Annotated in this window: 26 protein-coding genes and 3 tRNA genes; 12 read left to right on the top strand and 17 right to left on the bottom strand. The window is 68.1% G+C overall.

What is annotated here, in order from left to right; translation table 11 throughout:
• Positions 1 to 34 precede the first annotated feature (34 nt).
• Positions 35 to 1,231, top strand: a complete 1,197-nt coding sequence (locus tag GPY60_RS18350; protein WP_156689111.1) for a cysteine desulfurase-like protein — start codon at positions 35 to 37, stop codon at positions 1,229 to 1,231.
• 84 nt (positions 1,232 to 1,315) lie between these two features.
• Here the strand turns inward: GPY60_RS18350 and GPY60_RS18345 are convergent, their stop codons facing one another.
• A complete protein-coding gene (locus GPY60_RS18345) occupies positions 1,316 to 2,284 on the bottom strand; it encodes an NAD(P)H-quinone oxidoreductase (RefSeq protein ID WP_156689110.1) in 969 nt (322 codons plus the stop codon).
• A gap of 55 nt (positions 2,285 to 2,339) precedes the next feature.
• On the opposite strand from GPY60_RS18345, the gene GPY60_RS18340 reads away from it, so the two are divergent.
• Positions 2,340 to 2,426: transfer RNA gene (locus GPY60_RS18340), tRNA-Ser, on the top strand.
• Between the two features lie 4 nt (positions 2,427 to 2,430).
• On the opposite strand, the gene GPY60_RS18335 is transcribed toward GPY60_RS18340, so the two are convergent.
• From GPY60_RS18335 to GPY60_RS18320, 4 genes are read right to left on the bottom strand one after another with little or no spacing between them, the layout of a single operon-like run.
• Positions 2,431 to 3,537 (bottom strand): Rv2629 family ribosome hibernation factor, encoded by a 1,107-nt coding sequence (locus tag GPY60_RS18335; RefSeq protein ID WP_156689109.1) that lies wholly within the window; start codon positions 3,535 to 3,537, stop codon positions 2,431 to 2,433.
• Positions 3,538 to 3,573: 36 nt separating this feature from the next.
• Positions 3,574 to 3,765, bottom strand: a complete 192-nt coding sequence (locus GPY60_RS18330) for a hypothetical protein (RefSeq protein WP_156689108.1) — start codon at positions 3,763 to 3,765, stop codon at positions 3,574 to 3,576.
• A 29-nt stretch (positions 3,766 to 3,794) separates the two neighbouring features.
• A complete protein-coding gene (gene lipE, locus GPY60_RS18325) occupies positions 3,795 to 5,030 on the bottom strand; it encodes a lipase LipE (protein ID WP_156689139.1) in 1,236 nt (411 codons plus the stop codon).
• Positions 5,031 to 5,084: 54 nt separating this feature from the next.
• Positions 5,085 to 5,909 (bottom strand): crotonase/enoyl-CoA hydratase family protein, encoded by an 825-nt coding sequence (locus tag GPY60_RS18320; protein WP_156689107.1) that lies wholly within the window; start codon positions 5,907 to 5,909, stop codon positions 5,085 to 5,087.
• Positions 5,910 to 5,932: 23 nt separating this feature from the next.
• On the opposite strand from GPY60_RS18320, the gene GPY60_RS18315 reads away from it, so the two are divergent.
• The gene (locus GPY60_RS18315) at positions 5,933 to 6,520 is read left to right on the top strand and encodes a TIGR03086 family metal-binding protein (protein WP_197283731.1); all 588 of its coding nucleotides are present in this window, start codon (positions 5,933 to 5,935) and stop codon (positions 6,518 to 6,520) included.
• Between the two features lie 75 nt (positions 6,521 to 6,595).
• Here the strand turns inward: GPY60_RS18315 and GPY60_RS18310 are convergent, their stop codons facing one another.
• Both GPY60_RS18310 and hisC read right to left on the bottom strand, forming a co-directional pair.
• Positions 6,596 to 7,057: a DUF4334 domain-containing protein gene (locus tag GPY60_RS18310; protein WP_156689105.1), complete on the bottom strand. Its 462-nt coding sequence runs from the start codon at positions 7,055 to 7,057 to the stop codon at positions 6,596 to 6,598.
• A complete protein-coding gene (hisC, locus tag GPY60_RS18305) occupies positions 7,054 to 8,118 on the bottom strand; it encodes a histidinol-phosphate transaminase (protein ID WP_156689104.1) in 1,065 nt (354 codons plus the stop codon). Before hisC ends, GPY60_RS18310 begins: the two co-directional genes overlap by 4 nt.
• Positions 8,119 to 8,205: 87 nt before the next feature.
• On the opposite strand from hisC, the gene GPY60_RS18300 reads away from it, so the two are divergent.
• Together GPY60_RS18300 and GPY60_RS18295 are read left to right on the top strand one after the other, a co-directional pair.
• Positions 8,206 to 8,294: transfer RNA gene (locus GPY60_RS18300), tRNA-Ser, on the top strand.
• Positions 8,295 to 8,328: 34 nt separating this feature from the next.
• Positions 8,329 to 8,401, top strand: a tRNA-Arg gene (locus GPY60_RS18295).
• Between the two features lie 161 nt (positions 8,402 to 8,562).
• Here the strand turns inward: GPY60_RS18295 and GPY60_RS18290 are convergent.
• The 7 genes from GPY60_RS18290 to GPY60_RS18255 form a co-directional block, all read right to left on the bottom strand.
• A complete protein-coding gene (locus tag GPY60_RS18290; RefSeq protein ID WP_156689103.1) occupies positions 8,563 to 10,350 on the bottom strand; it encodes a PE family protein in 1,788 nt (595 codons plus the stop codon).
• A 233-nt stretch (positions 10,351 to 10,583) separates the two neighbouring features.
• Positions 10,584 to 10,931 (bottom strand): DUF732 domain-containing protein, encoded by a 348-nt coding sequence (locus GPY60_RS18285; protein ID WP_156689102.1) that lies wholly within the window; start codon positions 10,929 to 10,931, stop codon positions 10,584 to 10,586.
• 279 nt (positions 10,932 to 11,210) lie between these two features.
• Positions 11,211 to 11,753 carry a GNAT family N-acetyltransferase gene (locus GPY60_RS18275; RefSeq protein WP_156689100.1) on the bottom strand — a complete coding sequence of 181 codons (543 nt, stop codon included), beginning with the start codon at positions 11,751 to 11,753 and terminating at the stop codon, positions 11,211 to 11,213.
• 26 nt (positions 11,754 to 11,779) lie between these two features.
• Entirely contained in the window at positions 11,780 to 12,400 is a 621-nt protein-coding gene (locus GPY60_RS18270; RefSeq protein ID WP_156689099.1) for a hypothetical protein, read from the bottom strand.
• 64 nt (positions 12,401 to 12,464) lie between these two features.
• Positions 12,465 to 12,971 (bottom strand): hypothetical protein, encoded by a 507-nt coding sequence (locus GPY60_RS18265; RefSeq protein ID WP_156689098.1) that lies wholly within the window; start codon positions 12,969 to 12,971, stop codon positions 12,465 to 12,467.
• Positions 12,972 to 13,028: 57 nt separating this feature from the next.
• Positions 13,029 to 14,024, bottom strand: a complete 996-nt coding sequence (locus GPY60_RS18260; protein WP_156689138.1) for a phosphotransferase family protein — start codon at positions 14,022 to 14,024, stop codon at positions 13,029 to 13,031.
• Positions 14,025 to 14,062: 38 nt separating this feature from the next.
• Positions 14,063 to 14,410: a nuclear transport factor 2 family protein gene (locus tag GPY60_RS18255; protein ID WP_156689097.1), complete on the bottom strand. Its 348-nt coding sequence runs from the start codon at positions 14,408 to 14,410 to the stop codon at positions 14,063 to 14,065.
• Between the two features lie 96 nt (positions 14,411 to 14,506).
• Between GPY60_RS18255 and GPY60_RS18250 the strand changes: the two genes are divergently transcribed.
• On the top strand, positions 14,507 to 15,451 hold the full coding sequence (locus GPY60_RS18250; protein WP_156689096.1) for a class I SAM-dependent methyltransferase: 945 nt from the start codon (positions 14,507 to 14,509) through the stop codon (positions 15,449 to 15,451).
• Positions 15,452 to 15,466: 15 nt separating this feature from the next.
• Here GPY60_RS18250 and GPY60_RS18245 read toward each other — a convergent pair whose 3' ends face one another.
• Complete coding sequence (locus GPY60_RS18245; protein ID WP_197283730.1) at positions 15,467 to 16,294, bottom strand: hypothetical protein; 828 nt, start codon at positions 16,292 to 16,294, stop codon at positions 15,467 to 15,469.
• A 102-nt stretch (positions 16,295 to 16,396) separates the two neighbouring features.
• Between GPY60_RS18245 and GPY60_RS18240 the strand changes: the two genes are divergently transcribed.
• From GPY60_RS18240 to GPY60_RS18225, 5 genes are all read left to right on the top strand, one after another.
• Entirely contained in the window at positions 16,397 to 16,807 is a 411-nt protein-coding gene (locus tag GPY60_RS18240; protein WP_156689136.1) for an MmcQ/YjbR family DNA-binding protein, read from the top strand.
• 93 nt (positions 16,808 to 16,900) lie between these two features.
• Complete coding sequence (locus GPY60_RS18235) at positions 16,901 to 17,143, top strand: hypothetical protein (protein WP_197283729.1); 243 nt, start codon at positions 16,901 to 16,903, stop codon at positions 17,141 to 17,143.
• Positions 17,144 to 17,169: 26 nt separating this feature from the next.
• A complete protein-coding gene (locus GPY60_RS26685) occupies positions 17,170 to 17,325 on the top strand; it encodes a DUF6131 family protein (RefSeq protein ID WP_090350090.1) in 156 nt (51 codons plus the stop codon).
• 148 nt (positions 17,326 to 17,473) lie between these two features.
• Positions 17,474 to 18,178, top strand: coding sequence for a two-component system response regulator TcrX (gene tcrX, locus GPY60_RS18230; RefSeq protein WP_156689133.1), 705 nt, complete (start codon positions 17,474 to 17,476; stop codon positions 18,176 to 18,178).
• On the top strand, positions 18,156 to 19,688 hold the full coding sequence (locus GPY60_RS18225) for a sensor histidine kinase (protein WP_197283728.1): 1,533 nt from the start codon (positions 18,156 to 18,158) through the stop codon (positions 19,686 to 19,688). Before tcrX ends, GPY60_RS18225 begins: the two co-directional genes overlap by 23 nt.
• A 3-nt stretch (positions 19,689 to 19,691) precedes the next feature.
• On the opposite strand, the gene GPY60_RS18220 is transcribed toward GPY60_RS18225, so the two are convergent.
• A complete protein-coding gene (locus tag GPY60_RS18220; protein ID WP_156689095.1) occupies positions 19,692 to 20,147 on the bottom strand; it encodes a lipoprotein LpqH in 456 nt (151 codons plus the stop codon).
• Between the two features lie 154 nt (positions 20,148 to 20,301).
• Here GPY60_RS18220 and GPY60_RS18215 point away from each other — a divergent pair, with 154 nt between their 5' ends.
• Positions 20,302 to 22,176, top strand: a complete 1,875-nt coding sequence (locus tag GPY60_RS18215) for an alkyl/aryl-sulfatase (protein WP_156689094.1) — start codon at positions 20,302 to 20,304, stop codon at positions 22,174 to 22,176.
• Positions 22,177 to 22,195: 19 nt separating this feature from the next.
• Here GPY60_RS18215 and GPY60_RS18210 read toward each other — a convergent pair.
• The coding region (locus GPY60_RS18210) for a zinc-binding dehydrogenase (RefSeq protein ID WP_156689093.1) at positions 22,196 to 22,746 on the bottom strand (551 nt) is incomplete at its 5' end.

The raw sequence follows: 22,746 nt of genomic DNA, 5'->3' as shown, positions 1-22,746 counted from the left end.
TCGCGCAAAATGCGGAAGCTCTAAGGTGGCTGGCATGGCTTACGACGTCGCCCGGGTGCGCGGACTGCATCCGTCGCTGGGTGACGGATGGGTGCACTTCGACGCGCCGTCCGGGATGCTCATCCCCGACTCCGTCGCCACCACCGTGTCGACGGCGTTCCGCAGATCCGGTCCGAGCACCGTCGGCGCGCACCCGTCGTCGCAGCGCAGCGCCGCCGTGCTGGACGCGGCCCGGGCCGCTGTGGCCGATCTCTTCAACGCCGACCCGGCGGGGGTGGTGCTGGGGGCCGACCGGGCGATCTTGTTGTCGTCACTGGCGGAGGCGTCGTCGTCGCGGTCCGGCCTCGGGTATGAGGTGATCGTCAGTCGGCTGGACGACGAGGCGAACATCGCACCGTGGCTGCGGGCCGCGCACCGCTACGGCGCCAAGGTGAAGTGGGCCGAGATCGACATCGAGACCGGCGAGCTGCCGACGTGGCAGTGGGAGAGCCTGGTCGGCAAGTCCACCCGCCTGGCCGCCGTCGCCTCCGCCTCGGCGTCGCTCGGGACGGTGACCGACCTGCGGGCGATGACCAAGCTGGTGCACGACGTGGGCGGCCTGGTCGTCGTCGACCACTCCGCCGCGGCGCCCTACCGGTTGCTCGACGTCCGGGAGACCGACGCCGACGTCGTCGCCGTGAACGCCCAGGCGTGGGGCGGGCCGCCGATCGGGGCGGTGGTGTTCCGCGATCCGGCGCTGCTGAACTCTTTCGGCGCGGTCTCGACCGACCCGCACGCGGCCGGCCCGGCGCGGCTCGAACTCGGAGCGCACCAGTTCGGGCTGCTGGCGGGCGTGGTCGCCAGCATCGAGTACCTGGCCGCGCTCGACGAGTCCGCGCGCGGTAGCCGTCGCGAGCGCCTGTCGGTGTCCATGCAGTCGGCGACCACGTACCTGAATCGAGTCTTCGACTACCTCATGTTGTCGCTGCGATCGCTGCCCCTGGTGATGGTGATCGGCCGTCCGGAGGTCCGGATACCGGTGGTCAGCTTCGCGCTGCACGAGGTGCCCGCCGAGCGGGTGGTGCAGCGCCTGGCGGACAACGGGATCCTGGCCGTCTGCAACGAAAGTTCGCGGGCGCTCGACGTGTTGGGCGTCAACGACATCGGTGGCGCGGTGACCGTCGGGCTGGCGCACTACTCGACGACCGCCGAGGTGGACCAGTTGGTGCGCGCGCTGGCCTCTTTCGGCTGAGCCGTTTCGCGCCGTTTCGCCGAACGTGCAGCCAGTGCGAGAAATTTTGCGAATTTTCGCTATAGCTGCACGTTCGGCGGGCCGCTAGACCGTCAGCACAATCTTTCCGGTGACCTCGCTCGCCGTGAGCTTTCGGTGCGCCTCGGCCGCCTGCTCGATGGGCATGCGCGCTCCGATGATCGGCCGCACCCGCCCCTCGGCGATCATCGGCCACACCGAGGCGATCACGGCCTGCACGATCTCCGTCTTGCTGTTCGGACCCGTCACCGGCCGGGCCCGCAGCGTGGTCCCGATGACCCGCGCCCGCTTGCCCATCAGCTTGCCGATGTTGAGCTCGCCCTTGATTCCACCCTGCATGCCGATGATGACGAGCTGCCCATCGGTGGCCAGGGCGTCGATGTTGCGGTCGAGGTAAGCGGCGCCCATGATGTCCAGAATCACGTCCGCGCCGCCTTCGTCGCGCAGCCGCGCGACGAAGTCCTCGTCGCGGTAGTTGATGACGATCTCGGCGCCCAGCTCGCGGCAGAACTCCAGCTTCTCGGCCGAGCCCGCGGTGACGGCCACCCGGACGCCCAGCGCGCGCGCCACCTGGATGGCGTGGCTGCCGATGCCGCTCGCGCCGCCGTGCAGCAGCAGCAGCTGGCCCTTGCCCAGGTGCGCGGTCAGCACCAGGTTCGACCACACCGTGCACGCCACTTCGGGCAGGCCGGCGGCATCCACGAGGTCGACGCCGTCGGGGACCGGCATCACCTGGCCGGCCGGAACGGCGACGTACTCCGCGTAGCCGCCACCGGCGAGCAGCGCGCAAACGTCTTGTCCGACAGCCCAATCCGTGACACCCGAGCCGACGTCGGCGACCACGCCGGACACCTCCATGCCGATGATCTCGCTGGCACCGGGTGGTGGCGGGTACTTGCCGGCGGCCTGCAGTAGGTCGGCGCGATTGACACCGGCCGCGGTCACCTTGACCAGCACCTCGCCCGGCCCGGGCGAGACGTCGGGCACTTCCTGCCAGAGCAGCTTGTCGGGGGATTCGGCGACGATCGCGCGCATGTGGGCCACGCTACTATCAGCGTCCGCCCCGTTACCCTTAGCTAGCCTTGTCCATGGTGGCGTGGCAGAGCGGCCTAATGCACTCGCCTTGAAAGCGAGAGACGGCTAACACCGTCCGGGGGTTCAAATCCCTCCGCCACCGCCCGCTAGTGCAGCGTCGGGGCGTAGCGCAGCACGGCGGCGACGCCGTCGGCCGGGGTGATGCGTTCGTCGGTGCGCACCAGCGCCGCCCCGATCGAGACGGCGAACATCGGCAGCGCCTCGTCGGCGCGCAGGGTCTTGTCGGGGGAGGCGCCCTGCTCGGACAGCACGTCCGCGTTCGGGGCGATGGTCGTGAAGCCCTCGTCGGCGACCACGGTCGCGTCGCCGACGTCGCCGATGATCAGCGTCTCGACCGCGCCCTGCCGTAACGCCGAGCAGACCGGCCCGAGGCCTTCGGCGGCCAGACCGGAATCGCGGCCGATTTCGGCACTGAACTGCTGCGCCGCATCGTCCATCGCGCGCAGCTGGCGCTTGATCAGCTCCTCGTCGATCGCCCGCTCGATCTCGCCGAAGTGGTGTCCGCTGTGCCGGGCGCCGACCTCCAGCTCGACCGTCCGCTCGTGCAGGCGTCCGGGCAGCGTCGCGAGGAAGTCGGACCGGGAGCGCACCTCGCCGACGACGAAGATCACCTTGATGCCCTTGTCGTCAACGAGTTCCGCGACCCGGTCTGCGACCGCGCGCAAGTTCTTGCGGGCGGCCTCCTCGGTGCGCAACTGCGGGTCGCCGTACCCGGACGTCTCGGCCCCGGCGGCATGGTGCACGGGGTAGCCGCCACCGTCGACGGTCTCCGCGTGCAGGGTGCCGCCGATGTTCGTGGTCAGGTCGGCGCCGCTGTGGTCGACGACCACCAGGACGTAGTCGGGGTGATCGAAACTCTGCTCGAGAATGGGCACGAGGTAGGGCAGTTCGGAGACCCGGACCACGCTGGTGGGCGCGGGCCGCGCCAGGTGCTCGTCGACCAGTACCCCGCCGGCGCCGGCGATCACCACTCGTCCGCTCCGCCCAACGGGGGGACGCGAGTTCAGGACCGCGTCCGCGATCGCATCGGTCACCGCCTGCCCGGCGCCCTGCTGTTCGAGTTCGTCTTTGACGGCCCGCCACTTGAGCTCGCGCTGGGCCTCGGCGTCGTGGGTGTCGTGCGAGTCGTCGAAGTAGACCGAGGCGAAAGGCCCCGGCGCGTCAAGGAGCTTGCGGAAGCGTTCGGATTCCATGGGTAGTTGGTTGCCCCGCCTGCCGGGGCACAAACACTAGTAGCTGCGATCGCCTTCGCTGTTGTCGAAGTAGTGCCATTCGCCGTTCTCCTCGACCTCCATGCGCCAGCCAAGTTCGTTGCCCGGCACCGCGTTGTCGGCGAAATAGGCGTGCGCCTTGTCGGCGCTTTCGATGTCTTTGGTTTCGACGACGTCACCCTTCGGGTTCAGCACTCGGTATGTAGCCATGGCGGCAGTGTTCCCCCGGTCGAGCGCCCTCAACCGGTCGGAATCTCGGCCGCGATCGTGTCCATCAGTGCGGTGTAGCGCTTGAGTTCGGGGTCGCGTCCGGGCTTGCCGCTGCTGATCACGCCGGCGGCCAGCGCGCGAGCCGGGTCCGCCCAGATCGCGATGTTGGCCAGGCCGAGGTTGCCGAACGCATCGGGGGCGTTGCGCCCGAAAGGTCCCCACCGTCTGGTGCCCAGCATGTATCCGGTGCCCCAGCGGGCGGGCTGCAGCCCGACCGCGAAATCCGGCCTCAGCCGCCGGCTTTCGGCGACGGCACCGCGCATGGTCTCCGGGCGCAGCACTCGCACGCCCTCGAGTTCGCCTCCGCGGCGCCAGATTTCGGCGAACCGCGACAACTCATTCGCCGTCGAGATCGTGTTGGACGACGGGATGATGGTGGTCAGGAACATCGGCGTGTTGGTGTACGGGATGACCTCGTGCACGGTGCCGCCGATCGCCTTGCGGAAGATCTGGGCGATCGGGGCCGGCAACGGCCGGCCGGTGGCGTGGCTCGGCGCGACCAGTGGCACGTCCTTCTTGTCGACGCCGAAGTTCGTCCAACGGAAGCCCAGCGGGTCGAGGACCTCGGTGGCGAGGATCTCGCGAATCTCCTTGCCCGTTGCCGCGTAGATGATCTCGCGCATCAGCGGACCCCAGGTCAACGCGTGGTAGATGTGCACCAGGCCCGGTCGGTACAGCGGCCGCAGCTCGCCGAGCTTCTGCTGGGCGTACTCGTGGTCGTCGGCGCGCGTGACGTCCGGGCGCGGTCCGGTGGGGAACGGCACGCCCGCGCTGTGGGTCAGCACGTGGCGGATGGTGGTGCGGTGCTTGCCGTGGCTGGTGTAGCTGGGGATGTACTCGCACACGCGGTCGTCGAGCGAGAAGACACCCTGGTCGACGAGCATGTGCACGACGGTCGCGGTGATGCCCTTGGCCGCCGAGTACACGCAGAACGGCGTGTCGGTGGTGACGGGGATCTTCTCGGCGTCGGGCGGGTCGGTGGGCGCGTTGCCCCAGCCGTGGCCGATCGCGCGGTTGAGGACGACGCGCCCGCGGTGGCGGATACACAGCTCGATCGCCGGATGGAAACCGGCCTGATACCAGTGCCGGGCGGCCCGCCAGATGCGCTCGACGGCGGCGGTGTCGATCTCCGAGTGGTCTTCGTCGCCGATCGCCGTCACGGCGTCCAGGTCGGACGGGACGCGGATTCTCCCGTCGGGGGTCATTTCAGCCATCCCCGCGAGGGTACGTGCCGCCCCGCCGGCGGCTTCGTGCGCGCCCTACTCGCCGGTGAACTGCGGCGGTCGCTTGGCGAACGTCGCCGAGATGCCCTCGGTGAGGTCCTTCGACGGCAGGAAGGCCGCGTTCCACGCCGCGACGTAGCGGAGGCTCTCCGAGACGGCCGAGACCCGCTGCTGGTCGAGGACGTCCTTGATGCCGTGGACGGTCAGCGGCGGGTTGGCGGCGATCTCTGCGGCGGTGGCGTGCGCCGCGGCGCCGGCGGCGTCGGCGTCGGCGTAGACGTCGTTGACCAGGCCGATCTTCTCGGCGCGCTGCGCGTCGATGTCCTTGCCGGTGAGCGCAAGCTCCCGCACATGGCCGTCGCCCAGGATCAGCGGCAGGCGGGCCAGGCTGCCGACGTCGGCGACGATCGCCAGCTTCACCTCGCGCACGGAGAACTTGGCGTCGGCGCTGGCGTAGCGGATATCGACCGCGGAGATCAGGTCGACGCCGCCGCCGATGCACCAGCCGTGGATCGAGGCAATGGTCGGCGTCCGGCAATCAGCGATGGCGGTGATCGCACCCTGCATGCGCCTGATCTCCGCATGGAAGACCGCGCGCGGACCGGCCAGCGCCTCACCGGACAGCAGCGGAGTAAACGAGCCGCCCATCGCGGGCACGTCCAGGCCGTAGCTGAAGTTGCGGCCCGATCCGGTGATGACGATGGCCCGGACGTCGGGGTCGGCGTCCAGCGCCGCAAACACTTCCGGCATCTCGGACCAGAACGCGGGTCCCATCGCGTTGCCCTTGCCCGGCCCGATCAGCGTCACCTGGGCGACCTGGTCTTTGGTCTCGATGGTGACGGATTCGTAGGTATCGCCCATAGCGAGACCGTAGCGTGGCAAATATGGCTCCCGATCTGCGACCCGGACCCCATTCCCCGCCCACCGATGAGCTTCACAGCGCCGAGGACACGCTCAACGTTCTGCAGCGCGTCGTGCATCCGATCGCCGCCGACGACCTGACCAAGCGGACCCCGTGCTCGGAGTACGACGTGAACGCCCTCACCGGGCACCTGCTGAAGTCGATCTCCGGGCTCGGTGGCATGGTCGGCGCCGACATACCGGAGCGCGACGAGACCGATTCGGTGGAGCGGCAGATCGTCGCCGCGGCCCGGCCCGCGCTGGACGCGTGGCATCGTCGTGGCTTGGACGGGACGGTGCTGTTCGGCAAGGGCGAGATGCCCGCCAAGACGGCGTGCGGCATCTTCTCGGTCGAATTCCTGGTCCACGCTTGGGATTACGCCGCGGCCGTCGGTCATGAGCTCAACGCCCCCGAACCACTGTCCGAGTACGTGCTCGGGTTGGCGCGGCAGGTGATCCGGCCGGAGATCCGCGCAGCGGCCGGATTCGACGACCCGGTCGACGTGCCCGACGACGCCGGCGCCCTCGAGCAGCTGGTCGCCTTCACCGGCCGCAACCCGGCGCGGGCCTAAGCCTTAAGGTGCCGAACGTCGCGCTGGCGTTACGCTCGGCGCCGAACGCCACGCTGGCGTGACGCTCGAGGGGGATCAGACCCGTTCGAGGTAGAAGTAGTAGTACCGGCCGCCGTCGAGGACGCCCTTGCCGTTCATGATGCCCATCACGGCGTCGTCGTCGATCGTCTTGAAATGGTCGTGCACCGGCTGGCCGTCGTAGACCATCGTGGCGGTGACCTCGCCGCGGAACTCCTCGAGCCACAGGCTGGCCTCGCCCTTGCCCATCGCCACGTTGGAGAACTTGTTGCCGTCGGCGTCCAGGCAGACCAGGGGCTGCACGTCGGCGGCCGAGGTGAAGGTCTTGCCGAACCAGCCCGCCTTCTCCAGCTGACCGTTCATCTTGTGGCCGGTGCGGAACTCGCCGCCCTTCCACTCGCCGATCATGCCGTCGATGGTCGCCGGCTCGAGGGTCGACCAGAAGTCGTCGAGTTCGGCGTCGCCGATGTCGCCGCCGCGTTCCTTGAACTCGATGAACCTCTTGCGGGCCAGACTCATTCGCTCTCCTTGATCCAGTCGCTGGCGAACCGCAGCAGCGCGTCGTTCTCCTCTGGTGCCCCGACGGTGACCCGGACGCCGTCCGGCGCGAACGGGCGGACCACCACTCGCGCGTCGGCGGCCCGCGCCACGAAATCGGCTGTGCGGGCGCCCAACGGCAGCCAGACGAAGTTGGCCTGCGACGGTGGCACGGTGTAGCCGGCGTCACGCAGCGCCGCGAGGACGCGGACACGCTCGGCGACCACGGCGTCGGTGCGGTGCAACAGCTCGTCCGCCGCCTCCAGCGAGGCGATGGCCGCGGCCTGCGAAACGCTCGTCACCGAGAACGGCACGTAGACCCGATCCAGGGCCGTGATGACGCCGGGGTCGCCGACCGCGTAGCCGACCCTCAGGCCGGCCATCCCGTACGCCTTCGAAAAGGTGCGCAGCACAACGACGTTCGTGTGGTCGCGAACCAATCCCAGGCTGTCGGGGAGCATGCCGTCGCGGATGTATTCGACGTACGCCTCGTCGACGGCGATCAGGATGTCGTCGGGCACCGCCTCGACGAAGCGCACCAACGCGTCGGGCTCCACGACGGTCGACGTCGGATTGTTCGGGTTGCAGACGAAGATCAGCCGCGTGCGGTCGGTGATCGCGGCGAACATCGCGTCGAGGTCGTAGGTGTGGTTGCGCAGCGGCACCTTGACGGCCGTCGCGCCGGCCACCTGCACCTGCGGCGGGTAGAGCTCGAAGCTGTGCCATCCCATGATGACCTCGTCGCCGGGCGACGCGGTGATCTGAACGAGTTGCTGGCAGAGGCTGACCGAACCGCAGCCGACCGCGACGCGCTCGCTGGCGAATTCCGGTCCGAGGTGCCTGGCCAGTGCGGCCTTGAGTTGGACGCAGCCGTTGTCCGGGTAGCGGTGGAGCTCGTCGGTCGCCTTCTCGATGGCCGCGCGGACGCTGGGCAGCGGCCCGAACACCGTCTCGTTGCTGGCCAGTTTGATGGAGCCCGGCACCGTCTTGCCCGGAACGTAGACCGGCAGACCCGTCAGCTCGGGGCGCAGGCGGGCGGTCACTTCGACAGCATATGTCGGCGCTGTGTACGCTGACCCTCCGGCGGTTTCGGGAGACCTTGCAGGGGTCGGGTACCCTCAGAGTCCGATGGAGGCGTGCCAGAGCGGCCGAATGGGGCTCACTGCTAATGAGTTGTCCCCCTCAAAGGGGACCGGAGGTTCAAATCCTCTCGCCTCCGCTGGGTCCTTCGGGCCCAACACAACTGAACACAGGCGCCCGTAGCTCAACGGATAGAGCATCTGACTACGGATCAGAAGGTTAGGGGTTCGAATCCCTTCGGGCGCGCTCACGTCCAGCGCAAACGTCCGGTATCCCGAGAACCCCGGTACCCCTTCATCGCGATGAACGCCGATCGCACCGGCGTGGGGGTGGAGCCCACCCTCGAGCGGAAGGGAAAATTCTCGACAGCCTCGCCAGCCCCGAACCGGGGCATCGGGGCAAATGTCCTAAGCCGGGTAGAGCGCTGCCAGCACGAGCATGAGCTCAAAACCACCTAGCAGCGTGAGCAACCCCGCGTCGGCGGCAAGCGGAGCAACGAGCGCATATTGCAATCCACCAACAACGTTCCCGTCGAGCGCTTGCTGGATTCCGCTCAGGAAGAGGTCGGCGTCATAGGCCGGGATCACGGTAACCATGTCATTCAGGATGTCTGCCGTCGGAAGCGCATTTGCGTACAGATTCGCGGAAGCACCCGAGATCCCGGTGGCGACATCGGTGATCGCCCCCTGGATCCCCCCGATGAGGCTGTCGGGCGACACGGCCGCCGCAACCGCGGACGCCAGCGCGGGCAGGGACAGGCCCCCGCCGCCCGTCGCGGTCGTCGATGCCACCGAGGGCGAGACGCCGGGCAGCGCGAAGCCCGAGGCTTCGGCGCGGATGTCGCTCACGAAGGCGGTGGCTCCCTGCTGTGCCCCGGTGATCAGGTGCTGAGCGATCACCTGTGGGCTGACATCCGGGAACAGCCCGAAATAGGTTTGCACATCCGCCGGCCCTTGGCTCCACCCGTAGTCGGGGTTGCCGTAGCCCAAATTCACGATCGTCGTCAGATCCGGTTGCAGCAGGTCGGCGATCGGGTTGCCGATGACCGGTATCGCCCGCACTGGATTCAACAGCGGCAGACCGTTAGGCGTGGTCATCATGTAGTAGTGGGTAACGCCGGTGTAGCCCGGCGACGTCGGCAATTGTTGAATCGTGTAGCCAGGGGGAAGCGCCGACGGATCGAGGCTCGCAAGGGCGCCGTGCACATATAAGATGCCGGCAACAGCGTTCAGGTCCGAAATCACATTGAGCGGGTACTGCGGGAAGTCGGCCCACCCGTCGTATTCCATCGTGTAAATGTCGGTGGGGTAGATGGTGTTTGAGGGCGTCGCGCCATAGAACGTAATCCCCAGGCTCGGCAGCCGTAGTGGCTGACCCGCCGCGAAGCCCGGGAACCGCGCGAGCACGCCGCCGTTGGGATTCATTTGATCGCCCAGCAGGGTGAAGCCGAGTTGATTCGCGGTCGGCGGGGTCGGGTTGAGCAACGGATTCGCCAAATTGTCCATTTCCAGTGAGGAAATGATGGCGCTCTGCGAGCCCCCAAAAACGGCAACACTGTTTCCAGCAGCGATCTGCTGCTTGATGGCGATGTCGAGAAGCTGAACGCCCTGGCTTACCGACACATCCAACGGCAGGCTCTTCACCCCGGTGAACGGGTAGAAGTTCTCGGGGGTAAACAGGGCCCGTGCATTCGCCGGAAGCACGCTGAAGCGTTGGTTCATGTAGCTGAGGGCCACGGGCGACAGCTGGGGGAGCGGGTCGCCGCTGCCACCCATGAACAAACCAATGGTCGTCCCCTGCAACGCTGGCTGCACCGCCATAGGGCTGAGTGCGGCGGGGGCGGAGGAAACTCCACCCAGCGACGACTGGACGGGCAAGGTTAGCTGCCCCAACGCGCCCGAGATCGCGCTGGTGTTGGCGGCCTCGGCCGCCAGATAGGCGTTCCCGGCCGAGGCTAACGACGCAGCGAACTGCTCAGGAAACGCGGCCGCCTGAGCGAGGACCGTGTGAAACTCCTGGGCATAGCTGCCGAACAACTTTGCGGTCGCCGCTGACACCTCATCCTCAGCAGCGGCCAGCGCCCCCGTCGTCTGGGTCACCGCGGCCGCGCGGGCCGAGTTGATCGTCGTGCCGACACCGGCCAAATCCGTTGCCGCCGACGTGATCAATTCGGGCGCCGCGACCACATACGACATATCTGTCTCCCTACTAGCAAACCCGTGGGGCCACGCGAGGACTCTCCCTGAGAAGATTCGCTCCCCCTCGGTGCCGGTTAGCGCAATCCCGTCGTTGTCTGCAGCAGCGTTTCCAACGACTCACTCGACCCGATCGCCCCACGTTTCCCCCGTGCGATCTTCAGACGCACACTATTTCGATTCCGCTCCTCGCGTTGGCTTTTGGTGCAGATGCACAGCTCGTGAGGCGTAATTCAGGTGTTGCTCCAGCGGTCCATTGCGGGTTGCATGTCGGGACACAACGTCCCCGCGGCGGCGCCCATGATGATTCCGGCCTGTCCCGGCGTGAAGCCCTCACCGATGACGGATTGGGCGACGTCGTCGAAGCCGGTGCCACCCCGCGACTGCTGACAGACCCGGTCGCCGAGATCGATCGCTTGGGCCGGGTTGTCGTACGGGATGTGCGCTTGATCGAGCGTTTGCAGGTAGGCGGCCACCGAGACGGGGTCGGGGTCGGCGTGCGCCGATGGCCCGGTCCAGGTCAGGGCCGCGAACAATGACGCCGGCACCAGGGCCGACATGCGCAGGGTGGGCCACGTCATGGGTGCTCCCGTCTGCGGAAAGGCAGCGGTGCGCTCCGCGTCGCCTAACCGTAAGACTGCGTTGGTTGTTACGGGCGGTGGTCGGCGATAACCTGCGGCCCATGATGACACTCAGCACTGCGGAAACGATGGTCCTTCAGGGTGGCGGCGGCGCCGGTGGCCGCCTCGGCGGTGGTGGCGGCGGAGGCCGTCTGGGTGGCGGCGGCGCGGGTGGCCGCGGCGGCGGTGGTGGCGGGGGAGGCCGCTGACCCCAAGCCGTAGCGGGCTACAGGCGGCGGCTTACGCGATCGGGCTCGGCGGATCGCCCGAGCCGGCGGCTCCGAGCAGGTCCAGCTGCATCCACGCGATGTCGTGCCATGCGTCGTGTTTCCACGCGGCGCGTCGATACAGCCCGGCGTCTTCGAAGCCGAAGGATCGGTGGAACGCGTTGCTGGCGTCGTTCGGTTGGGTGATCCCGGCCAGCGCCTGCCGGTAGCCGCGCTCGGCAAGGCGGTGCAGCAGCCGCGTGTAGAGCAGGCGGCCGCCGCCCGCGCGGTGATGGCCGGCCTCTATGTAGAGACCCGTCTGCGCCGACCAGCGGAAGGCGGGCAGCCGGTAGAAGGACTGCCCGTACGCGAAGCCCACGACTCCGTGGCCATCCTCGAGGACCAGCCACTCGTGGGTGGCGCGGGCCGCGGCGATGCGCGCCGCCATCTCGCTCACGGCCGGGACCTCGATCTCCCAGCTGATCGCCGTCTGCTCGACGTAGGGGCGGTAGATCGCCACGCAGGCCGCCGCATCCTCCGGGGACGCCGGGCGCACGAGGCCGCCGGTCGGTCGCATGCCCGTAGTGTGCCAGCCGAACCGCGCTAGGCCGGTGTCCAGTTCTCCCACGACTCGGCGAAGTCGAGTGTCGACCGGGCTATCTCGGAACTGCCGACGATCTCGCGGAAGTGGTCCTGCCAGCCCCACCAGATGCAGATGGGGAAGACGTACTGGAACCAGCTGAGCGTGTAGCCGTCGGGGATCTGCTGGCCCTTGTTCTCCGGGGCGAACACGGCGACAGCGAGCAACCCGATCGCCGACGCGGCCGGCAGCTGGATCTTGCCCTCGCGCCAGATGTGCAAGCCCAAGGGGCGAGGCCCGTGCGGGGTCAGCTCGTAGCCGTTCGGCAGTTCGTCCTCGTGGCCGTGGTTCCAGCGGTAGATGCCGAACAAGACGTCGGCGATGTCGGGGCGGCCGTCGGGCAGGTCGGACTTCACCGCGATGGGAAAACGGGTCTGTTGGAAGTCGACGCTCGGCGCCGCCATGACGCCGAAGATGTCGAGCGCATCGCGGATGGTGCTCTTGAACCGATTCGCGATGCCCAGCTGCGGATATCGCTGCTTCGCGGTCCCGTCGACCGCATTGCATGCGTGCACCATCGCCGGGTGCCATTCCCGCCGTTCCCAATGGTCCAGTGAGCGCCTGACCGAATCGCCGACTTCCACGAGTGGGAGGCTAACCGGCCGGTGCCCAGATTGTGTCGGTATCGCGCGACTTCCCCGGCCGCCGCTACGGGCGCGGTTGGAACGCCCCCCAGCGCGGCGGCACCGTCACGGTCTGGGTGACCGTGCTGGTCTCGGTGCTGGGTGGCACCGTCGTCGTCGGGGTGTCGGTGCTCGGCGGGACGGTCGTCGTGGGGGTGTCGGTGCTCGGCGGCGGGGCCGTCTCCGTGACGGTCTGGGTCGGCGCGCCGCCACCGCCGCCTCCGCCGTGATGCCGGGTCGGCTGCGGGGTCGTGGTGGTCACCGTGGTCACGGTCGTCGTGGGTGCCGTCGTCGTGGTCGTCGCCGCCGGAGCGGGCGCGGGTGACCCGGTCGCGAGCTTGATCACGCCGAACGCCGCCGCGCCCAGGACGACAACCCCGATCGCGCCGGCCGCGACGAGCGCCGCCGGGCGGCGGTACCAGGGCGTCGGCGGAGGTTGGGGCGGTTCCGGCTCCCTGTCGTAGTAGACGCCGTAGCGCGCGGCCTGCGTGGGCTCGGAGTAGAAGTCGGGTTCCTCGGGGTAGGGCGGCACGACAGGAGATGGTAACGGCGTTTTCTGGGAGCGCGCTGGGCGGCGGGCCGCCGGACGTCAGGCCGCGTCGATCAGGGCCAGCGCCCGTTCGAAGAGGTGGACCGTGGCCGCGTGCAGTTGGTCGCCCACCGCCTTCTCGGCCTTGCCCGCGCACGCGCGGGCCAAGGTGCCCTCGATCACGATGCCCAGCTTGAAGCACGCCAGCACGGTGTACCAGGTGATGTCCGTGAGGTCGCGGGTGGTGTTGGCCGCGTACTGCCGGAGCAGGTCGTCGGTGCCGGCCAACCCGTCCTGGCCGCCGAGCGCATGGCTGAACACGCTGGCGCCGTCGGGCTGTTTCCACGTGGCCAGCAGCCAGCCCAGGTCCAGCAACGGGTCGCCGATCGTGCACATCTCCCAGTCGACGATGGCGACCACCTCGGGCCCGGTGCGGGAGAACATCACGTTGGCGGCGTGGTAGTCGCCGTGCATGATGCCGGGCTTCCAGCTCGTCGGCCGCCGCTCCTCGAGCCAGGCCGCCACCTGGTCGACGCCGGGAATCTGCGGGCCCGGGTAGTTCTCGTATTCGCTGTAGGTATCCAGCTCCGAAAGCCACCGTGGCACTTGCCGCTCCAGGAAGCCGGCCGGTTTGCCGAAGTCGGCGAGGCCTACCGCGACATGGTCGACGGCGCCGAGCTTCGCCAGCGCGTCGGCCATCGACAGCCCCATCCGGAACCGCACGTCGGCGTCACCGGCATGCAGCGGGGGCAGGCTTTCGCCCGCGTTGAATCCGTCGACCGGCTCCATCAGGTAGAAGACCGCATCCCCGAGGACGTTCACGTCGTCGCAGGTGGCGATCAGGTGGGGGTGCGGTACGTCCGAACCCGCCAGGGCGGCAAGCACTTTCGTCTCGCGCAGAATCACGCTGTTGCTCCGGGGCCGCAGGTGGCGCGGTCCGCGGCGCAACACGTAGGGTCTGCCCGCCCGCGTGAAGCGCAACATCACGTTCTGTGTTCCGCCGGTGACGGTGGCGACGTCCTCGAGCGGGCCCTCGCCCAGGCCCTGCGTGGTCATCCAGTCGGCGACGGCGCCGAGATCGACGTGCTCCACGGTCAGGACTTGGGCCGCGCGGTGTAGCGGACGGTTTGCGCGTAGATCATGCCGTCCCGGAACACGAAGGTGTCGACCCCGTCGTCGACCCGGCTGAGATCCGAATCGGCGGCCCACTCGAGGAACAGCACGTCGCGGTCGAACACCTGGTTCTTGAGGTTCCACCGCGCGTTGGGGAGGTCGGCCAGCAACGTGGCGAAGGCCCCCCGGACGCCGTCGCGGCCGCGCGCGGCACCGGCCGGGGTGATCACGACGGCGTCGTCCGCGTAATCGGCGACGATCTCGTCCAAATCGGCCGCCGCCAGCGCCTTCCCATGGTGGGCGAACACTTCCTGCGGGGAACGCGCCATCGCCACTCCTCACGATCGAACCGTCTCCGGACAGAGCCTAGGCGCACCGGACTGGAAGAATGGTGCGGACAACTAGTTGTGGAGGGGACAAGGGCGATGCCGCGCACCGACAACGATTCCTGGGACATCACTCAAAGCGTGGGCGCCACCGCCGTCGGGGTGGCCGCGGCCCGCGCCGCGGAGACCGAGAGCGACAACCCGCTCATCAACGACCCCTTCGCGCGGGTCTTCGTCGACGCCGCGGGGGAGGGCCTGTGGAGCATCTACACCAGGCCCGACCTGTTGGCCAAGGCGATCGAGCTCGAGCCCGAGGTGCACGCGCGCATCCAGCTGATGATCGACTTCATGGCCACGCGGACGGCGTTCTTCGACGAGTTCTTCCTCGGCGCGGCCGATGCCGGAGTGCGGCAGGTCGTGATCCTGGCGTCCGGGCTCGACGCCCGGACGTGGCGGCTGCCGTGGCCCGACGGAACCGTCGTATACGAACTGGACCAGCCCAAGGTGCTGGAGTTCAAGACCCACACGCTGCGAGACCACGGCGCGCAACCGGCGGCTCACCTGGTAAACGTCCCGATAGACCTCCGACAGGACTGGCCGAAGGCGTTGCGGGAGGCGGGGTTTGACCCTTCAAAACCGGCGGCCTGGTCGGCCGAGGGCCTGGTCCGCTATCTGCCGGCACAGGCACAGGACCTGTTGTTCGAACGCATCCACGCGCTGAGCGCGCCCGGCAGTTGGCTGGCCTCGAACGTACCCGGCGCGGGCTTCACCGACCCGGAGCTGGTCCGGCGGCAACGCGACGACATGCGGCGGATGCGGGCCGCGGCGGCCAGGCTGGTCGACGCCGAGATCACGGACTTCGACGACCTCTGGTATGCCGAGGAACGCACGCCCGTCGACGCGTGGCTGCGCGAGCATGGCTGGGATGTGTCCGCTCAGACCTTCCCGGAGCTGATGGCGCGTTATGCGCGCGAGATGCCGGCCGGCTCCGAGGACTCCATGCCGCCAACGCTTTTCGTGTCCGCGCAGCGGCGCACGAACTGAGGCTCGGCCGGCGCGCTACGCCGTCGAGACCCTGCCTTCCACATCCTGCTTGATCGCCGCGATCGCGTCGACCGGCGTGAGGTTCTGGCCCTGGCCGTTTTGCCCGAGCTGCGGCCAGCCCGCGCCGTCGGGTCCCCGCAGCTGGTCCCAGATGTCGCGGACCTTAGCCAACAATTCCGCCTGTTCGGCGTCGGTGAGCGCCATCAGCCATCCTCCGATCATTGTGATGCCGCACGCGGCGGCGAATTGCTCGGGCGTGAGCCCGTCGGCCGAGTTCATGTCGCAGTGACCGAAGGGCGGACAGCCCTGCGGGAGGTTGGGGCTGAATCCGGTGCCGTCGGTGTATTGGTGAGCCACCTGCCCGGGCAAATTCGGATTCGACCCGTAACCCGCACCGATCATGCGCAGCCCCTCCGGGCGAATCCGCCACATGTTGAAGAAGTCATAACTGTTGGCGTAACCGATGATTCGCGCCGGATTGCCGGCGTAATCGGCGAGGTTCCAATACACGCCGTTGATCCAGTCCGACCCATCGCCGGGCGGGTTGCCGCCCGACTCCACGTCGAGCATCAGCGCGACTCGGGGGTGCAGACCACCCGCGGCATCGATCATCGAACGCACCGTGTTGGCGTTGTCCAGCCAATTGGGCCGCACGTAGGTGTACACGATTCCGAAGGTCAGCCGTCCGCTGTCGAGGGCCGCGCGCATCCACGCGTAGTTCGCCGCGAAGTTGTGATCGCGGTAGGTGCCGTCGCAGACCCGGATCGACAGGACCCGGTACGGGTACGAGTCGTTCACCGGCACCTGAAACTCGGAGACATCGGCGAACAGGGTGTCGGTCACAGTGCAACGCGTACCCCGAATCCTCCGGCGCGATACGTTCAATCTCCGTTCGCGGCAATGCGACTGGGCACGCTGCCGACACCGGCCGGTAATGTCGGCGGCATGGCCGAGCGGCCCGCGACCGTGACCGACGTGCATCGAATCGCCGCGTCGATGCCGCATGTCAAGCGGGTGGAAGGCCCCAAAGGCAACCCGATCTATCAGGTGGGCGGAAAGTCGTTCGTGTTCTTCCGCACTCCGCAACCCGACGCGTCCGACCCGGACACCGGCCGGCCATATGACGACGTCATCATGCTCTGGGTCGAATCCGAGAGCGACAAGCTGGCGCTCATCCAGGATCCCGGATCGCCCTTCTTCACCACGGACCGCTTCGACGGCCATCCGTCCGTCCTGGTGCGCGCCTGCCGGCTGGCGGAGATCACCAGCGCGGAACTGGCCGAGCTCATCCAGGACGCCTGGCTGTCGCGAGCGTCGAACCGGCGGGCGGCGGCGTGGCTCGCCGCCAACTCCTGAAACGCGGTTGCGTTTCGAATACAGCGCCGCCGTCCATGTTTAGACGTGAGTGCAATGGGTAACGCTAGGCGCACGGGAAATCTTTCTCGAACAATGGAGGTCACCATGCGTGGCAGCGGAATAATCGGCACGATTGTTCTGGTGTGGCTGCTCATTGGGGTTTTCGCGGCGTATCAGCGTGATTACTTCAAGGGCGGCTCAACGAGTTGTGTCACAGCCGGAAACATCGCGTTAACCGTGGTCGCGGGGCCCTTGAATTACGCGGGTGTGAACCCAAAGGTCAAGGATTGCCACGTGCCGCAACCGAGTTCAATGCCCAGTGGCCTCGCGGCCTAAATCCCCTCATCGCAAAGGAAGTTGTCATGATTATTCTCGGCATCGTCTTATTGATTCTCGGATTCGTTTTCGGCATCCATCTGCTTTGGGTGCTCGGCATCGTCTTACTGGTCATCGGTGCGGTGCTCTGGATCATGGGCTCGGTTGGCCGCCCGGTCGCCGGCCGCCGGTATTGGTATTAGACCGCGCAGCACTGACGGGGATCGCGTGGCCGCCCGGCGGCCACGCGATCTTTCACAGCCCGCACACAGCAGCGCCATAGCATCGGCCAAGCCGACGGCGGATACTAAAGCTGTGACGCAATCCCGGGCTTCCGTCGAGCGGGTTGTCATGTGCCGCGCCGACGGCAACCCGATCAACGTGCTCGTCGTCGACGACGAGAGCGTGCTCGCCGAAATGGTGTCGATGGCGCTGCGATATGAGGGTTGGAACATCGCCACCGCCGGGGACGGTTCGTCGGCCATCGCCGCCGCCAGGGCGCAGCGGCCCGACGTCGTCGTCCTCGACGTCATGCTGCCCGACATGAGCGGGCTCGACGTCCTGCACAAGCTGCGCGAGGAGAACCCGCAACTGCCGGTGCTGTTGCTGACGGCCAAGGACTCGGTCGAGGACCGGATCGCGGGGCTCACCGCCGGGGGCGACGACTACGTCACCAAGCCGTTCAGCATCGAAGAGGTGGTGCTGCGGTTGCGCGCCCTGTTGCGGCGCACCGGCGTGACCACCGTCGACAGCGGCGCGCAGCTGGTCGTCGGCGACCTGGTGCTCGACGAGGACAGTCACGAGGTGACGCGCGGCGGCGAACCGATCTCGTTGACCTCCACCGAGTTCGAACTTCTGCGGTTCATGATGCGCAACTCCAAGCGGGTGCTCAGCAAGGCGCAGATCCTCGACCGGGTGTGGAGCTACGACTTCGGCGGCCGCTCCAACATCGTCGAGCTCTACATCTCTTACCTGCGCAAGAAGATCGACAACGGGCGCGAGCCCATGATTCACACGCTGCGCGGCGCGGGTTATGTCCTCAAGCCGGCCCGCTAGGAGCGGGTCGCGACAACGGGCGAGCAGCGATCGCAAGGTCTGGTCGCTGCGCTTACGGCTGCTCGTCGGGCAGGTCGTCGTGCTGGCGGTCGTGTGCATCGGCATCACCGCCGTCACCGAACTGGCGCTGCTGCACCACCTGAAGGCCCAGCTCGACGGCCAGCTGGCAAGCGCCTCCGAACGTTCGGCGCTGATCCATCGCGAACACAACCGGGCCGGTCCGCGCCGCGACCCGCCCTTTTACCCGAGGCCCGGGCCGGGTCCCTGGTTCCTCGATGCGCCGGGTCAGCCGACCGGCATGGTGGCCGCGATCGTCGATCACGGTAGGACGGTCGACGCCGGCTACCTCACCAGCAGCGGCGCCCGGGCGGGCCTGACGCCCAAGGCGCAGGACCAACTGGAGGCTATCGCCGGCAGCCGCAAGCCGGAGACCCTAAATCTCGACGGGCTGGGCCGATACCGCGTGGTCGCGGCACCCAGCCGCAGCGGCGGAGACGTCATTGTCACCGGCCTTTCGATGGCGAACATCGACGCCACGCTGATGCGGATGCTGGTCATCTTCGGCATCGTCACCGTCGTCGCGCTGGCCGCCGCCACGACCGCGGGAGCCATCATCATCCGCAGCGCGCTGGCGCCACTGCGCCGCGTCGCGCAGACGGCGACCCGGGTCGCCGAACTGCCGCTGGACCGCGGCGAGGTTGAACTGCCGGTGCGGGTGTCCGATTCCGACGCCAACCCGGGGACGGAGGTCGGCCAACTCGGGTGGGCGTTCAACCGGATGCTCGACCACATCGCGGCGGCGCTGTCGGCGCGGCAGGCGAGCGAGACCCGGGTGCGCCAGTTCGTCGCCGACGCCAGCCACGAGCTGCGAACCCCGCTCGCCGCCATCCGCGGCTACACCGAGCTCACCCAACGCATGGGCGACGACCGCGAGGCGGTGGCGCACGCCATGAGCAGGGTCGCGTCGGAGACGCAGCGGATGACGCAGCTGGTCGAAGACCTGCTCCTGCTGGCCCGGCTGGACTCCGGGCGGCCCCTGGAATGCGAACCGGTGGACCTGTCGCGGCTGGCGGTGGACGCGGTCAACGACGCGCACGTCGCGGGGCCGGACCACCAGTGGCAGCTCGACCTGCCCGAAGAACCCGTGGTGGTGCCGGGCGACGCGGCGCGGCTACACCAGGTGCTGACCAACCTGCTCGCCAACGCCCGCGTCCACACCGGCGCGGGCACTGTCGTGACGACGCGCCTGACCACCGAGCCGTCGCACAGCGTGCTGCAGGTGATCGACAACGGGCCCGGCATCCCGCCCGCGCTGCAATCCGAGGTGTTCGAGCGGTTCGCCCGCGGTGATTCCTCCCGCTCCCGCAAGGGGGGCAGCACCGGTCTCGGCCTCGCGATCGTATCGGCGGTCGTCAAGGCGCATCAGGGAACCATCTCGGTGAACAGTTCACCCGGGCACACGGAGTTCACGGTGCGGTTGCCACTCAACGGGTGGCAACCGCACGCGTGAACGTCAGGAGCAGGTCACGTCGATCTCGAACGGCTTGTTGACCGTCTGCATCGGGTTGGCCATGTCGACACCGGTCGCGTTGCCTGTCACCTTGTAGGTGTTGCCGTCCTTCGTCGCCGAGGCGTTGCCCTGGCCACCCTGTGCGTACTGGAGCGTCACACCGTTGACATTGCCGAGCTGGACGGCCTTCACCTGGGGCGGGTTGGCGTCGGTGAGCACGACGCTGATGCCGGTGTTGCTGCCACCGACAGCCATGGTGACGTTGCCGGCGGCCTTGGTGCAGACGGTGCTGCCCTGGACGTTCTGGTCCTTGCCGTCGATGATGACCTTCGTCGTGCCGCCGGTGCTGGCCGTGACGCCGTTACCCGAGACCGTGGTGCCCTTGTTACTCGAACACCCCGAGATGCCGGCGGCCAGAATGGCCGCTCCGACCGCCGCAACAGTCAGTCCACGCTTCACCTGTTCTCCTTTGCCCGATCGCTGCGGTCCGTCGTCTTTGACGGACCGATGGGCAGTATGCGGGTTAACTGGACGCCAGGTCTAGGGTCCTGAGAAATCAACTTCCATTCGTCGGCCACTTCCCCGAAGCGCCTTTAATGGCATCGTATTGGCGGTGGACCACAAAGCCCCATCCCCGGTCATCGAGTCTGCACACCGCGATCACGCGCTGCCATTCGACGACGACAGAGATTTTCACAATGCCGATCGTGGATTCATTGCCGCGCTGTCCCCGTGCGTGATCACGTCGGCCGACGGCCGAGTGGTATGGGATAACGACGCCTATTCGTTCCTGGGCGGCCCGGCGCCGACGTCGGTGCATCCGAGCTTGTGGCGGCAGTCGACCCTGGCCGCGAAGCAGGGGCTTTACGAGGTGGTGCCCGGCATCTACCAGGTCCGCGGGCTCGATCTCTCGAATGTCACCTTCGTCGAGACGGACACCGGGATCATCGTCATCGATCCGCTGGTGTCCACCGAAGTGGCCGCCGCGGCGCTGAACCTGTATCGCGAGCACCGCGGCGGCGACCGGCCCGTCGTCGCGGTGATCTACACCCACAGCCACGTCGATCACTTCGGGGGCGTGCTGGGTGTCACCTCGCAGGCCGACGTGGACTCCGGCGCGGTCGCCGTGCTGGCGCCCGAGGGCTTCGTGGAGCACGCCGTTCAGGAGAACGTCTACGCCGGGACGGCCATGGCGCGCCGGGCCACCTACATGTACGGGACGATGCTGCCGCGCGGGCCGCTGGATCAGGTCGGCTGCGGACTCGGGCAGGCCACGTCCACCGGCGAGGTTGCCGTCATCGTCCCGACCGTCGACATCCGGCGGACCGGCGAGACGCACACGATCGACGGGGTGGAGATCGAGTTCCAAATGGCGCCCGGAACCGAGGCGCCGGCCGAAATGCACTTCTATTTCCCGCGATTCCGCGCCCTGTGCATGGCCGAGAACGCCACCCACAACCTGCACAACCTGCTGACGCTGCGCGGGGCGCTGGTTCGCGACCCGCACGCGTGGTCGGGTTACCTCACCGAGGCGATCGACACCTTCGCCGACCGCGCCGACGTGGTGTTCGCGTCCCACCACTGGCCGACCTGGGGACGGGACAACATCGTCGAGTACCTGTCGCTGCAGCGCGACCTGTACGCCTACCTGCACGACCAGACCCTGAGACTGCTGAACCAGGGTTACACCGGCGTAGAGATCGCCGAGATGTTTCAGATGCCCCCGGCGCTGGAGCGGGCCTGGCACGCCCGCGGGTACTACGGGTCGGTCAACCACAACGTGAAGGCCGTCTACCAGCGCTACATGGGCTGGTTTGACGGCAACCCCGGGCGGCTGTGGCCGCATCCGCCCGAGGCGCTGGCGCCCCGCTACGTCGAGGCGATGGGTGGCCTCGACCGTGTCGTAGAGCTTGCCAGGGCCGCGTTCGACATCGGCGACTTCCGCTGGGCGGCAACGCTTTTGGACCACGCGGCCTTCACCGAACCCGGGCACGATGCGGCCCGCGCCCTGTATGCCGAAACGCTCGAGCAGCTGGCCTACGGCGCTGAGAACGCGACCTGGCGCAACTTCTTCCTCAGCGGCGCGGCGGAGCTGCGCACCGGCAACTTCGGCACCGCGACGACGGCGGCGTCGATGTCCATGCTCAACCAGCTGACGCCGGAGCAGATCTTCGACAGCCTGGCCATCCGGGTGAACGGCCCCCGCAGCTGGGACCTTGACGTGGCTGTCGACGTCTCGTTCGCCGACGCGGCCGTGAACTATCGGCTCGCGCTGCGCAACGGCGTGCTGGTGTATCGCAAGGTGCCGGCGGATCCGCAGACGGCGACCGTTACGGTCAAGCTGGAGAACAAGTCCCGGCTCCTCACGGTCGCGATGGGGGACTTCACGTCGCCGGGAGTGGAGATTTCGGGGGACCAGGCGGCCCTGGGGGCCTTCCTCGGTGCGCTGGACGAGCCCGACCCGCGCTTCAACATCGTGACGCCGTAGCTGGTTCCGCTCGCGCTAGTCACGCGACGTCGATGACGACCTTGCCGAGCACCTTGCGCTCCGCCACGTGCCGCAACGCCGCCGCCGCGTCGTCCAGCGCGAAACGCGCGCCGATGTAAGGGCGCACCTCACCGGCGGCGAACATGTCCGACAACTCGCGCATGTCCCGCGCGGCGTCTTCGGGACGATCGGCCATGAAGGTGCGAATCTCCATCCCCTGGACCGTGATTCCCTTGAGCAGTACGAGGTTGAGCGGAATCGACGGAATGCCCGCCGCGTACCCGAGGGTGACGAAGGTGCCGCCGCGGCTGAGCGCCCGCAGGGCGGGCTCGGCGTAGGACCCGCCGACCGGGTCGATGACCACCCGCGCCGCGTCGCCGGTGAGTTCGCGGATGCGCGACTTCAAGTCCTCGCCGTCGTAGTCGACGGTCGCCTCCGCGCCGCGCTGCCGGCACAGGGCGAGTTTGTCGGGGCTCGACGCCGCCGCGAGCACGCGTGCCCCCATCGCTACCGCCAGGTCGACGGCCGCCGACCCCGCGCCGACGGCCGCGCCCAGCACCACCACCCAAT

The sequence above is a fragment of the Mycobacterium sp. Marseille-P9652 genome, from assembly GCF_902652685.1.
GTDB lineage: Bacteria > Actinomycetota > Actinomycetes > Mycobacteriales > Mycobacteriaceae > Mycobacterium.
Note: the sequence above shows the minus strand (reverse complement) of the source record. Positions and strands in the feature narration are given on the sequence as shown.